Annotated in this window: 16 protein-coding genes and 1 riboswitch; of the genes, 5 read left to right on the top strand and 11 right to left on the bottom strand. The window is 62.6% G+C overall.

What is annotated here, in order from left to right:
• Positions 1-27: 27 nt before the first annotated feature.
• The 4 genes from HMPREF3162_RS09095 to HMPREF3162_RS09110 all read right to left on the bottom strand — a co-directional run bounded on the left by HMPREF3162_RS09095 (position 28) and on the right by HMPREF3162_RS09110 (position 3,257).
• Positions 28-1,092: a ThiF family adenylyltransferase gene (locus HMPREF3162_RS09095; protein ID WP_070777649.1), complete on the bottom strand. Its 1,065-nt coding sequence runs from the start codon at positions 1,090-1,092 to the stop codon at positions 28-30.
• Positions 1,089-1,901, bottom strand: coding sequence for a thiazole synthase (locus HMPREF3162_RS09100; protein ID WP_083304123.1), 813 nt, complete (start codon positions 1,899-1,901; stop codon positions 1,089-1,091). The genes HMPREF3162_RS09095 and HMPREF3162_RS09100 overlap by 4 nt, the downstream gene beginning before the upstream one ends.
• A 1-nt stretch (position 1,902) precedes the next feature.
• Positions 1,903-2,139 (bottom strand): sulfur carrier protein ThiS, encoded by a 237-nt coding sequence (gene thiS / locus HMPREF3162_RS09105; protein WP_070574098.1) that lies wholly within the window; start codon positions 2,137-2,139, stop codon positions 1,903-1,905.
• Positions 2,136-3,257, bottom strand: coding sequence for an FAD-dependent oxidoreductase (locus HMPREF3162_RS09110; RefSeq protein ID WP_070574095.1), 1,122 nt, complete (start codon positions 3,255-3,257; stop codon positions 2,136-2,138). The genes thiS and HMPREF3162_RS09110 overlap by 4 nt, the downstream gene beginning before the upstream one ends.
• Positions 3,243-3,349: riboswitch (TPP riboswitch) on the bottom strand. (Overlaps the previous gene by 15 nt.)
• Positions 3,350-3,587: 238 nt before the next feature.
• On the opposite strand from HMPREF3162_RS09110, the gene HMPREF3162_RS09115 reads away from it, so the two are divergent.
• Positions 3,588-5,150, top strand: a complete 1,563-nt coding sequence (locus HMPREF3162_RS09115; RefSeq protein ID WP_070574092.1) for an ATP-binding cassette domain-containing protein — start codon at positions 3,588-3,590, stop codon at positions 5,148-5,150.
• Positions 5,147-6,112: a roadblock/LC7 domain-containing protein gene (locus HMPREF3162_RS12050; RefSeq protein WP_256278269.1), complete on the top strand. Its 966-nt coding sequence runs from the start codon at positions 5,147-5,149 to the stop codon at positions 6,110-6,112. The genes HMPREF3162_RS09115 and HMPREF3162_RS12050 overlap by 4 nt, the downstream gene beginning before the upstream one ends.
• A 99-nt stretch (positions 6,113-6,211) precedes the next feature.
• On the opposite strand, the gene HMPREF3162_RS12145 is transcribed toward HMPREF3162_RS12050, so the two are convergent.
• Both HMPREF3162_RS12145 and HMPREF3162_RS09125 read right to left on the bottom strand, forming a co-directional pair.
• Positions 6,212-6,403 carry a zinc finger domain-containing protein gene (locus HMPREF3162_RS12145; RefSeq protein ID WP_370919386.1) on the bottom strand — a complete coding sequence of 64 codons (192 nt, stop codon included), beginning with the start codon at positions 6,401-6,403 and terminating at the stop codon, positions 6,212-6,214.
• Positions 6,404-6,499: 96 nt separating this feature from the next.
• Positions 6,500-7,975: an ApeA N-terminal domain 1-containing protein gene (locus tag HMPREF3162_RS09125; RefSeq protein ID WP_070777650.1), complete on the bottom strand. Its 1,476-nt coding sequence runs from the start codon at positions 7,973-7,975 to the stop codon at positions 6,500-6,502.
• Positions 7,976-8,703: 728 nt separating this feature from the next.
• Between HMPREF3162_RS09125 and HMPREF3162_RS12150 the strand changes: the two genes are divergently transcribed.
• Positions 8,704-8,802, top strand: coding sequence for a helix-turn-helix domain-containing protein (locus tag HMPREF3162_RS12150; RefSeq protein ID WP_371089269.1), 99 nt, complete (start codon positions 8,704-8,706; stop codon positions 8,800-8,802).
• A gap of 68 nt (positions 8,803-8,870) precedes the next feature.
• Here HMPREF3162_RS12150 and HMPREF3162_RS12055 read toward each other — a convergent pair whose 3' ends face one another.
• The 4 genes from HMPREF3162_RS12055 to HMPREF3162_RS09145 all read right to left on the bottom strand — a co-directional run bounded on the left by HMPREF3162_RS12055 (position 8,871) and on the right by HMPREF3162_RS09145 (position 11,350).
• Entirely contained in the window at positions 8,871-8,993 is a 123-nt protein-coding gene (locus HMPREF3162_RS12055; RefSeq protein WP_256278268.1) for a hypothetical protein, read from the bottom strand.
• Positions 8,994-9,008: 15 nt separating this feature from the next.
• Positions 9,009-10,301: a nucleotide-binding domain-containing protein gene (locus HMPREF3162_RS09135; protein WP_070574087.1), complete on the bottom strand. Its 1,293-nt coding sequence runs from the start codon at positions 10,299-10,301 to the stop codon at positions 9,009-9,011.
• Entirely contained in the window at positions 10,298-10,900 is a 603-nt protein-coding gene (locus HMPREF3162_RS09140) for an SLATT domain-containing protein (protein WP_070574084.1), read from the bottom strand. The genes HMPREF3162_RS09135 and HMPREF3162_RS09140 overlap by 4 nt, the downstream gene beginning before the upstream one ends.
• A 213-nt stretch (positions 10,901-11,113) precedes the next feature.
• Positions 11,114-11,350, bottom strand: a complete 237-nt coding sequence (locus HMPREF3162_RS09145; RefSeq protein ID WP_070574081.1) for a hypothetical protein — start codon at positions 11,348-11,350, stop codon at positions 11,114-11,116.
• A gap of 106 nt (positions 11,351-11,456) precedes the next feature.
• Here HMPREF3162_RS09145 and HMPREF3162_RS11445 point away from each other — a divergent pair, with 106 nt between their 5' ends.
• Positions 11,457-11,849 (top strand): arsenate reductase ArsC, encoded by a 393-nt coding sequence (locus tag HMPREF3162_RS11445; RefSeq protein ID WP_226829370.1) that lies wholly within the window; start codon positions 11,457-11,459, stop codon positions 11,847-11,849.
• A 35-nt stretch (positions 11,850-11,884) separates the two neighbouring features.
• Here HMPREF3162_RS11445 and HMPREF3162_RS12155 read toward each other — a convergent pair whose 3' ends face one another.
• Positions 11,885-11,956 carry a hypothetical protein gene (locus tag HMPREF3162_RS12155; RefSeq protein ID WP_371089270.1) on the bottom strand — a complete coding sequence of 24 codons (72 nt, stop codon included), beginning with the start codon at positions 11,954-11,956 and terminating at the stop codon, positions 11,885-11,887.
• Between HMPREF3162_RS12155 and HMPREF3162_RS12160 the strand changes: the two genes are divergently transcribed.
• Positions 11,921-12,139, top strand: a 219-nt coding sequence (locus tag HMPREF3162_RS12160) for a hypothetical protein (RefSeq protein WP_371089271.1), incomplete at its 3' end; no start/stop codon positions are given. The genes HMPREF3162_RS12155 and HMPREF3162_RS12160 overlap by 36 nt on opposite strands.

Consider the following 12,139-nt stretch of genomic DNA (forward strand, 5'->3'; position numbering starts at 1 on the left):
TCAGATCAGCATAGCCGCCAAACCGCCTCAAACCGCGTTTATGCCGCCGACAAGACTGGCCGCGCCTTCGTGCATTCCCCTGGCTTTGAGAATGTCGAGTGCCTGTAGCGAGCGCACACCGGCCTGACAGAACAGCACCGTCAGCGGCGCATCGGACTTCGGAAGCTGTGCCCCTTCCAGGAGAGCGCTGAGCGGAACACTGTGCGCTCCGGGAATGGTCCCTGCGGCGTATTCGCGGGCTTCGCGCACGTCGATCAGCAGGGTGGGCTGGCCTGCCCGCAGGCGCGCTTCGAGGGCGGCCGGGGTGATGACGGCGGCGGAGTCGAGGTGGTCGACCGGTGCCCGCTCCGGGTCAGCGGCAACGGTGAGGGTTCGCATTGTGCTGGCCAGCCCGTCATAGATGAGAACGGAGCCGAGTGCTGGTTCGCCCACGCCGGCCAGAAGCTTGATGGCCTCCATCGTCATCAGCGTCCCGATGATTCCCGGCAGCACCCCGATGACTCCGGCTTCCGCACACGTGGGTGTGGATCCGGCGTCAGGGGCTTCTGGGTAGAGGTCGCGGTAGGTGCCGGTCTTGCCCGCCCAGAAGACGCCCACCTGGCCCGAAAAGCGCAGCACCGATCCCTGGATGACGGGTTTGCGCAGCATTTCGCACGCATCGGAGATGAGGTAGCGGGAATCGAAGCTGTCGGTGCCGTCTATGACAAGGTCAGCATCACGCAGAACGTGCAGGGCGTTCTTTGCTGTCAGCCGGTCGGTGTGCAGGGTCAGTTCGATTCCGGGGAACAAACCGCGGCACACATCGGCTGCAGATTCGGCTTTCAGCCTGCCGATGTCGGATTCGGAGTGGATGACCTGGCGGTGCAGATTGCTGCGTTCGACAACATCGTCATCAATGATTTCGAGGTGGCCAACCCCCGCGGCGGCCAAATACTGCATCACAGGCGCTCCGAGTCCTCCCGCACCGACAACCGCGACCCGAGACTTCAGCAGCCGGGCCTGGCCTTGTTCACCGAAGCCGGCCAGGCCCATCTGCCTGCGGAAACGCTCAGCATCCTCCGGTGTCAGTCCAAGCGGCGTGTTATCGCTCACTGCGTGACCCCCATTCCGCGGAATCCTTCGGCCGGATCATGGCCGGTGACAAGCCCGTCGAAGCTGCTCGATGCAACAGCACCGTGTCGGCGCGTGGGGATCCTGCCGGCGCTTCGGGCCCAGCCGCCGGCTTCGACGGCCAAGCGCATAGCCCTTGCCATGGCGACGGGGTCTTCTGCACGCGTGACCGCACTTGCCAGAAGAACAGCCGAGCAGCCCAACTCCATTGCCAGCGACGCCTCGGACGCGGTGCCGATCCCGGCGTCCAGCACAACGGGAACAGAGGCGCGCGAGCAGATGAGTTCGATGTTGTGCGGATTGAGAATGCCCAGACCGGACCCGATCGGGGCACCCAGCGGCATGACGGCCGCAGCCCCGGCGGATTCGAGCCGCTTGGCTACAGCCGGATCGTCCGAGGTGTAGACGTAGGGTACGAAGCCGCGCTCGGCGAGCATTTCGGTGGCTTCCAGCGTTGCAATGACATCCGGCAGGAGGGTTTTTTCGTCTGCGATGACTTCAACTTTCACCAGCGGGGTTTCGCAGGCTTCCCGGGCGAGTTCGGCGGTGAGCACTGCGTCCGCCGCGGTGTAGCATCCGGCGGTGTTCGGCAGCACCTTGATGTCCAGGTCGGACAGCATGGCAAACAGCGAACCGGCTTCTGTGGGGCTGTAGCGGCGCATGGCGACGGTCGTAAGTTCGGTCCCGGACTCCTGCAGGGCGGCACGCAGGTTCGCGTGGTCGACTGCCCCGCCGGTTCCCATGATCAGCCGGGACGTCAGAGTGGTCGGTCCGATTGTCAGCGGCTGCACGTCAGCCTCCCTGCACTGCTGTGACGATGTCGATGACGGCACCGTCTTCTACTTCCGTTCGCACCCAGCGTACGCGCGGCACGACAGCGCCGTTGAGTGCTGCCGCGATGCCCGGTCGGCTGCCGTCGGCGGGTGTTCCGTCGGCTTTGAGCTGCGTGTTGGTCGTGCGGGCCACGACGTCAAGCACCGTGAGCCTGCCTTCGAGTTCCTGCACTGTGCCGTTGACCGTGATGCTCATGGGATTTTTCCTTCCGTGTGGGTCTCGGCGGCCTGGGCAGCCAAGCGGGAAATATAAGGGGTCAAAAGGATTCCGTGCCGGGACAGTCCTCCTGCGACGACAACCGCCGAGGTGCCAGCGGGGTTCGCTTCCGGTCCTGCTGACGAGTGGCAGGGCACCTCGGTCCGTGTGACCACCGGCATGTCGTCTTCGGCTGTCGGGCGGGCGCGGGTTGTCACGTCAACGAGGTCGCAGTCGCGCAGACCGGGAACGACGGTGACGGCGTCAGCCAGGAGGTCTGCAACACTGCCCAGGTCGGTTTCAGGGCGGTCTTCGCGCACGGATGCGCCGATGACGATTTCGCCGTTTGCCCGCGGCACAATGTAGACGCTTCGGCCTGCGACCACGGCGCGGACTGTCCGCTGCACAAGCGGACCGAAGCGCAGGCGGCTGTCGGGGGTGCGCACGCGGATGACGTCTCCGTATACGGGGCGCAGGGTCGGCTTGGAATCTTCGGGCAGGCCCGCGATCCCGGCGATGCCCATGCCCGCTGCCACGACAGTCGTGTCGAATGGGTGCTGTCTGCCGTCGGCGGTTTCCACTGTCGCCCCGGCAATGCGGGTGACGCGCTGGCGGAAAATGGGAGTCGACTCCAGTGCGCCGAGCATGACCTCCATGAGCCGGCGAGGGTCGATGCGGAGGTCACCGGAGATTTCGGCTCCGGCTGCCAGGCCGGGCGCCAGACCGGGTTCGAGGCGGGCGAGCCCGCTTCCGGGCAGGTGATTGAATGTCAGACCGCGTGCGGCGTAGGCCCGCTCCATCCGCTGAAGGTGTTCGTGGTCTCCGGAGTCTGCGGCCACCAGGAGGGTTCCCGCGGTTTCAAAGCCGACAGCCTCCGGGGCAACACCAAGCATTTTCAGAAACTCCGGGTATTCCTCGAGGGCCTTCTGCATAATCGGCAGCAAACCGTCCTGGCCGAACTGGACTTCCGCGACTGGGGCGAGCATACCGGCGGCCGCATATGATGCTCCCAACGCCGGTTCCGGGTCGAAGACAGTGATGTCATGACCGCGGCGCTTCAGCCGCACAGCTGTGGCGAGTCCGAGAATTCCCGCCCCGATGACCGCTGTCTTCACCATTCTCCTCACGTCGGCATGATCCGCTTCGAGTGCTGATGGTCGGCCGCTTCGCCCTCTCAGCCGGGCGTGTCCCGGCTCCCATGAACCGCCCTCAGAGTAAGCCGCCCGCGGTGACGGAGCAAAAGCTGAGGAAGCACCGCTGGCAAGGTCCGGAAGAAACAAGCCTCATTAAGAAATATGTAGGCTCTCCGCTTAAAAGCGTCGGCGGTCTTGCGAACACGTGTAGACTGCCTTTCGCGTACGCCGTACCGAAACTCCGCACATTCGGGGGATCTGGCACGGCACCAGGCACGGGCACGAACACTGAATCTGCAATGAAGTGGAGGCTTAATGACCAGCGATGTTGTTTTGACGGTTGAGGGGCTGACTGTCAAACACGGGTCTCAAACCGCTCTCGATGATTTTTCATTCACGCTGCAGCGGGGCGAGATTCTCGGCATTGTCGGCGCCAACGGCGCCGGCAAATCTACACTTCTGAAGGTTCTTTCCGGAGGCATCATCCCAGACGAGGGCACGATCACCCTCGCAGATGAGAAGTTCGCCCCGGAAACCGAAGCCGAGGCCCGAGCCATCGGCGTCGGCTACATCCCTCAGCGCATCTCGGTGGATGAGGACCAGACCGTCTACCACGCGATGTTCCGCACCTCGTACCTGTCGAAGCTCACGGATGAGGAAAAGCGCGCTGAAGCAACCCGCCTCCTGGAAGACAACGGGGTTGCCATCTCTGCTGACGAGCAGATGCGCGACCTTGTTCAGGCCGAGCGCACAATGGTGGAGATCCTGCGGCTGGCCAACGAGGAAACGGCCCTGATCCTGCTGGATGAGGTTTCTGCTTCCTTCAACGACCACGAAATCTCGCTGGTGCACGACCTCATCATCCGCCTGTCCAAGCAGGGCCGCGCCATCATCTATGTTTCCCACCGCCTGGACGAACTGCAGTCACTGTCGAACCGCATTGCAGTGATCAGAGACGGCAGGCTTCGCTCAATCCTGGTTCCCCGCGAAGCTGACCGCGACACGATCACAGTCGAAATCTTCGATACCGAAGCTCCCGTTCCCACCAAGAAGCGCGGCGAGATCGGCGATGAGATCCTGCGGTTCGAGGATGTCGCCCTCGACGACAAGCTCTCACCGACCACGTTCTCCCTCCACAAGGGTGAGATCTTCGGCATCACGGGACTGCGCCGATCCGGTGTGGAACAGCTGGCCGACATCATCAGCGGCAAGGCTGCCCACACCTCCGGCACGATTGTCGTCAACGGCGAAGAGAAGAGCTTCTCCAGCCCGGAGGATGCTCTGCAGGCGGGAATCTTCACCCTGGGAGAAACTGACGGTCAGGTTGACTACGGCGAAGGCAATAACCTCGCGTCCGAGTACTCCAAAATCGACGAAGACGATCAGTCGTTCACCGACCAGGTCCAGAGCTTCAGGGAACTCGTCAGCACCCTCCAGGAGCTGCGGGTCAAAACTCCGAGCATTCACCGCAAGGTCGGCGAACTGTCCGGAGGCGACCAGCAGAAGCTCGCTGTCGCCAAGTCCCTGCACAGCGATGCGAACATCTTCGTGCTCAACCAGCCCACCCGCGGAGTTGACGAACTTTCGCGCCAGGCCGTGTACAAGCTCCTGGAAGAGGTCACCAGCCGCGGCAGCGCCTGCGTCCTGCTGTCATCCGATATCAGCGAACTGCTCGCCCTGAGCGACAGAGTCGCTGTTATGCGCGAAAACAGGCTCATCGGCCCGCACGAGACCGACAGCTTCACAGAAGACACAATCATGATGATCGCCCTGGGCTACACCCCGTTCCGCACAACAAGCAAGCGACGCTCGTCATCGAACACCGAAGAAACCGCCGAGGAGACCACCGACGCTGGTGTTCAAGGTGAGATTGAATGAGTTTCAACTTTCTTCGCCGCTCACCACAGCAGCGAGATGAAGTGCAGACTGACGAACCCTATGTGCCCGATATTTCACACGTGATGCAGACCCCGCCGAACTCAGATACCCCCACGCCAGCCTCTCCGCAGACCGGCCACCACTACGGCGCCCTACAGCCTCAGGTCGCTGCCGGTTCAAACTATCCAGTGCGGCCGTGGCAGGAAGAAGCGCCGGGCCCCGGGCGTGCCTTTCACACCGACCTGGACGACTACGACGCCCCTGAATCTTTCGAAGTTGACTACCCAGACACCCCTGATGACCCCGAGCCTGTTGAAGCAGAAAGCGCCGACGACCCACCCCGCGACCACTTTGCGATAACCTTTGACAACGCAGGCGAACAGGATCTCCCCGCGGAGACCTACACCACCGAAAGCCCCGCAGAGGACCTTTCGGCCGAACCCACGCCGTTGTTCACTGAAGTGCGCGGTTATACTGCTAGTGCCAATAACGAAGGACCTCATTTCCTGCAGAACTCTGAAGGAGATGAGCACTTCGACGATTCTTCTTCCGAGGAGACCGATCCTCGGTCAGAAACGAAAGAGAACACTATGTCAGCAAATATTCAGGCGTCCCTTCGCAGCCTCCTCGAAATCGAAGGCGCTACGGGTGCAGCAATCGTCGACATCGCCTCGGGCATGGAGCTTGGAACCGGCGGCAACCCGAACTTTGACCTCAACGTCGCAGCTGCCGGCAACTCGAATGTCATTCGCGCAAAGCTCGCCACCATTGCCGACCTGGGCATCAACGAGAACATCGAAGACATCATGATTACGCTCGAATCGCAGTACCACCTGCTGAGCGTTCTCAACACTTCGGCAACAGAAGGTCTGTTCATCTACCTCGTCCTGGATCGCCGTCACGCGAACCTGGCACTCGCACGCCACAAACTGCGCAAGCTTTCCGAGCAGATCTCAGTCTGATCCGAGGTTCAGCCCGAACTGCTTGAGCAAAGGGCCTGTGGGAGCAGCGTCCGCTGTCCCCACGGGCCCTTTTGCTATCGGTTTTCGTATGGTTGCGGTTCAGTACCGCCGCTGCGGTTTCTGGCACGCGGGACACCAGTGGGATGTGCGCCCGGCAATCGTGCTGCTGCGCACAGTTTCACCGCAGCGGGTACACGCGGTGCCGGCTTTTCCGTAGACGCCGAGGCTGCGGTCGAAATATCCCGATTCGACTCGTTTATGACCCTCACCAATGGCCAGTCGAGTCGTCATTCCAGTGGTGATTCGATAGGGACTCGACTCCCCTACGCGGGCTGGCTAGGCCGTCAGTGACGTGGTCGAGCGTACTGCTCCTCACATTCGACGAGCTCACGCTTCGGGCGTCACGAGCTCCGCCCTCGCCCAACGCGCGATCATCCGGAGTTGTGGATGCTCGCTCACGATCGCTCGCTGACGGTCTGCGGGCAGCCCGATCTCGTGCAGGAGATTCAGGATCACCACGCCCGTCGTCACCTCGACGACGGCGACGAGCTCGTCGAACTCGTGCCTGGGGGTGCGTCCCTCGTGAGCCAGGTCGTTGCGGGCCTTTACCGTCCTGCTGGCCCATCGTTCAACATCAGGAACGAGCACCGACACCGCCTCCTGGTCAGGCCGATTGACAAGAGCCTCGAGCCGGTCGCGGAGAGTCATGTCGTTGCGGATCGCGGACTTGAGCCGCTCCCGCTGATCCTCCGGAGCGACCTCAAGCATCGCCTCGCGCATCTTTTTGAACTCAGCGTTCGGCATCGGGAGCTCTTCGATTCCGAGCGCCCGATGGAGGGCTTCGGCAGCGCCGACCGCCATGAGAAGACGGCTCTCGACGTACTGCGCTGGCGCGTACAGGAGCGCCAAGATCAGGTCCGTCGAGGCCCGGAGGCGATTATGCACCGCACACCATCGCGGGACGATCTCCTGGAAGGGGATGTCACTGCAGGTGAAGAACACTCTGCGGTGCTCGATGGCCTTTGCATCCCGCTCCCCCACGGCGGCGGGCGAGTAGAGCACCTCGACATAACGCTCCATCGGATGCCGTTCGGCCCCCGGCCCGTCTGCCTTCAGTTTCAGCCGCAGCCAGATCACCCCGGCAGCACGATGGGTCGCGAGCGAGATCAGGTCCTGCAGAGACTTCGCGGACGCAAGCGCTTCCTCGAAGGAGCACGCGTCCGGCGGAGCGATCTGCAGGAAGACCGTGTCGCGGATCCGCGCGGTCGTTCTCCCGCGAAGCTCGTCGACGTACGGAGGATTGCGAAGATGCTCGAGTGAGTACTCGGTGCCGTCGACCAGGACCGACGTCGATTCCAGCGGCTTCGCACTGATAGAGCCGCTGCCATCGAACGGCGTCCCGCCTGGGCCGCCGATCGACGACGAGAAGACCCCGTCTGCCGCCCAACGACCGACGTCCTCGACGGAGATCTGAAGTCCTTCGAACAGTGCAGCTTCCGTGTTCGCCGCGTGGACGCCGATCAGCGCGGATTGAGCCGAAACCACCTGCTTGTCGGGGCTCTTCACCCGCGCGCCGAAGGATCGGTTCGTGCTCGTCGGGATGCACCCAAGGAGGGTGATCTCCCTCTTCTCAGCGACGCCGAGTATGACGTCCCACGACCGTGTGCCTTCATGCACATGCGTCACGCCTGGTCGGGGCGACGTCATGACCCGGTCCTCGAAGGTGCCGATCAACGTTAGTTCCGCACCGCCGTCGCGGTCGTATCGCAGCACGCCCGGGACACGCTCATCCGGCGCGTCGGGCAACCACCACAGCCCAGACCACTCGTGGGAATCGACCAGATGCAGCGGCTCGGTCGGCATATGCGTCCCCCCCCCTACAAGACTGATGCCCCGGGGGTCCGGGCCAGGAGGCCCGGACAGTCACCGGGGCATACGCCTTCGATTCTAGCAGTGCGGGCTGCTCAGCCCGCCTGGCGAGACTTCACGAAGATACCCCTGTAGGCACCCCACGGCCTCCCCGCCGACCCTACGTCTCGTCCGCTTCGCCTGCTTCTCTGCAAGATGATCGTGAAGCCCTTACGCAGAGCGCTCTCCTGGCCGCGTGTCAGCGGCTGAGCGGTGGCTCGGATCCTTCGAACATGCTCCTCCCGAGCCGCGTGACCGAACACCTTGTCGAGCTCAGAGACCCAGACCCAAGCCTTAACCGTGTGCCGCCCATCGCGAGCCGTGGACGCTTCTATGCGCGCCGTCAGAACCCCAACCTTGATCCGTCGGCAAATGGCCTGCGGGCTACATGACTCGCGATCTGCAGCCGCGGAGATGTTGCCCCACTCGTCGCTCGACCCCATGCCCTACTCGCTCCTTCGCATTGCCCGGAGCCTGACACAACCGCGATCACCCCGGACCGACTAATGTGACTCACAGTCCGTGGACTCATGGTCATCGTAGCGAAACCGTTGAGATAAGAGGGAGTCCGCGCACCGCATCGCATTCGGCGAGCATCTCAGCGAACTCTGCCAGGAGCAAGGCTGGGCCTCACAGGAGGCCTTCGCCCACCACGTCAGTCTCGACCGCACCTACAAAGCGGCCTGGAGCGTAGCCGTCGCAACCCAACGCTCGACATCATCTTCAAGCTCGCTCACGGGCTCGATGTCTCCCCCGCGGAGCTCCTCGCGACCACCAACTGAATGCTCGCGCCTTGGGAGGCCCGTTCAGCCACGAAGCTCTGCTGCGGGATGAGGCATCCTTTCGTTCATCAACCCCGAGGACCAAGGGATTCCAGGTGGTACTCGAAATGGAACATGTACGTTGCGTCGTAGTCGTGCCCGTACGAACCAGCGCCTCGCCCCATGACCTCGGCGAATGACGCGGGTCTCACACCCAACGCTCCCTTCTACGAATCGTTATTGGTTGAGATCGGTACGTCGATGGCATCACGCGCGACAACGATGCCGTCCTTGAGGATGTAGCACTCGACGACGTGGTCGCCGCGAAAGTTCGTCTGCTCATGTCTGGTGCCCGGACGGCTCGACGGAACGATCTGACCACGGATTTTGTTGCGCCGCTCGGCCTCGTAGCCCTGGTTCAGTACCTTCCACTTGACCTCGTACGGCTCGGGCACCGTGCACTCGACGATGATGAAGTCGAGCCCCTTTCGAGCAAGGAGTGGAGTCTTGTCTCGAAGCATCGTCCGCAGCAACATTGTGCGGAATCCGTTCTGCGTGACCTTGCAGTCGATGGCTACCGAATACGCGATGTCGACCGGATAGAGGTGCTCGACGAACTCCTCCGTGTCGTCGAACGTGCGATCAGTCTTCGTGTCGGCCAGCGGCACCGCCGTACCGAACACTTCACGCCACTTCCTGTTCGCGGCGGCCTTCCCCTCCAGTTCGATCGCTTCGAGGCACCGGCTGTAGGCCTTCTTGGCTTTCGGTTGGAACCGCGCCTTCACAGCCACCCATTGCTTGCTGCCGAGGGCAAGGTAGCGCTCTTGGTTCGGCTCGTTCGCGAGAAACTCAAAGAAGTCGCGGACCATGAAGTCGAACCAGAGCGGCCCCTTGTCGTCGTACTCGCTCGTTGTCGAAAAGAACCGGTGGACGAGGGTGTCTATGAGCAGGCCACCCATGGCTACACCGTTCGCATCCTTCCATGCCCGCGCCATCCGAGCCAGGTGCCGCATGTTGTTCGACGTGCGGTCGTTGCACTCCTTCGTCGCAGCGATCTCGTCGTGCGGCTTCGTGAGCTTCCAACCTTCAGATTTCGTGTCCGGGTAGTCGAAGCTGCCATCGGCGTTCTCGAACGCCGGCTGCACTTCGAACTTGAACTTGTTGGTCGTGAATTGCACGCGCGCGACGCACTGGTCGACGCGTACGTCGGTGTTCGGATACCGCTTCGTCAGAACGTCACGGACCCGGTTCAGAACTCGCCGTGGTCCGTTCTCGTCGTCATAGCTCGAGCGCAGACCACTAGGGAGAATGAAAATCAGGTCAAGGTCCGAGACGCTGCGGATCGCAGTGTGCCGGCCGTAGGAGCCGACCATCAGGCGGTGCGCCGTGGAGCCCTCGATCGACCGGAAGTCCTCGTTCAGAGCCTTGATGATCGCATCGCGGCGCATGGCGATCGTCGTGCTGGCGTCGCCGACCTTCAGGTTCTCGAGCAACTGACCGAAGATCTCAGAGACCTTCATCCTCGCGAGTCCTCCTCATTCATTCGGAGCTTCTCGGGAAGGAACGGGTCGATCTCGTCGGACGTGAACGTGAGCTCTTCCCTCTTTTTCAGTCCGCCGGTTGCCTTGTCGAATGCCTTCTTCCACGTTCGTGGTGCTGTGGCGTACACGACACGGGCCGCCTCTTGAAGTTCGTCTCGGCGCGCGCGAGCATCAGTTGTGGAGACCGCGCCCGACATGAGGTCTGTGATCAGCGACAGGTAGGACTCACGGACATCCCAGAGCTTCGAAGCCGCGTCACGGTGTGCCTCGGCCTCCTCGTGGAACCTGAACGTCTTGGTGCTGAGGCTGAGGGCGGAAACCAAAAGCGCGGCGAACGACGTCGCGAGGCCCGCCAGCTCAGGGTTGACAGTCGCCCCCAGTACTGCGGCGAGGAAAGTCCCCGAGCTGGCCGCGGTGAGCGCAACGAGGACACCCTGCTGCACGCGGTGCCTCTTAAAACAGAGGTCCGCCTGTTTCTCGTGCGTCTTGTGGCTGTACACAACACGGCCGTAGGCCTCCCGCACCTGGGCGAGCAGATGATCATCGGGGCCGACCTCGGCGGACTGTCCATCTGTCATGTCTCTCCGTTCATACTCTCCACGGACGTGTCTCCGCTGACGACCGCTTCGAGGAGAGGCGACAGGGCATGAGTTTTGGCTAGCGTGGTGATCTGCGCGCGACCAGCCAGAAACATCTTCAGGGCCATCACCCCCCCTCCGTGTTGTCACTTCGAACACTAGAACGAGCCACTGACATCGAACTCGCACGTCGACCGTCGCGCTTCGAATAGATCAGTAGTCGTTCGCGAGACCCGACTCGTACAGCGCCTTTGCGCTATGCGCATCACGAATGGCCTGGCGCACGGATGCTTTCGTGATGTCCAGGACCCGAAGTGTTCCACCCGTCTCAGCGACCGATTCAATACGTCGGAAGTCGCCGGGGAATCGCTCGGCGAACTCTGCGAGGCCTCGCAACTTCGGCAAGGCGTCCGACATGTGGTGTCCGTGCGGGTCGACGAGATCGGCCACGACCTTCCCGTCGCGGGACGTGGGTGTGGTACCGCGTCACGCCGTTGGGTCACAGCGCGGCTCTGGCGTTGGACGAAATCTGCGCGCCGAATGGAAAGGATCGGAAGTGAAGAAGCACTCAGTGCTGTTCGTGTGTGTGCACAACGCGGGCAGGTCTCAGATGGCCGCGGGGTGGCTGCGTGCACTGAGCCCGAACTTCGAGGTTCGTTCGGCAGGCTCGGCGCCTGCCGCTGAAATCAATCCCGCTGCAGTCGAAGCTATGCGTGAGGTCGGGATCGATATCGCCGGCCAGCAGCCGAAAAGACTCAGCGAGAACGACGTGGCAGAGTCTGATGTTGTCATCACGATGGGATGCGGCGACACCTGCCCCATCTTCCCGGGAAAACGGTATGAGGACTGGCAGGTCGATGATCCCGCCGGCCAGTCGTTGGAGTTCGTTCGAGCAGTTCGCGACGACATCCGCCAGCGGGTGGAAGCGCTCATCGCCGAATTCACGTGAGCCACCGGGCCGCTCAGGGCAGGCCGGTGGTGTCATTACCGCCGCTGGGCATTCTGGCACCCGGGGCACCAATGGGATGTGCGTCCGGCGATCGTGCTGCTCCGCACACTTTCCCCACAGCGAGTACAGGGGCTGCCCGCCTTCCCGTATACGCCAAGGCTGCGGTCGAAGTATCCCGAATCGCCGTTGAGTTGACGTACAGCTCGTCGAAGCTCGTTCCTCCAGCCTCGATGGCCGCGCAGGCAGGCCCTGCGGACGCTGCGGGGCGACCGTTCGGCGCAGCGCCGTCG

The sequence above is a fragment of the Brevibacterium sp. HMSC07C04 genome, assembly GCF_001815905.1.
In the GTDB taxonomy this organism is placed as follows: domain Bacteria; phylum Actinomycetota; class Actinomycetes; order Actinomycetales; family Brevibacteriaceae; genus Brevibacterium.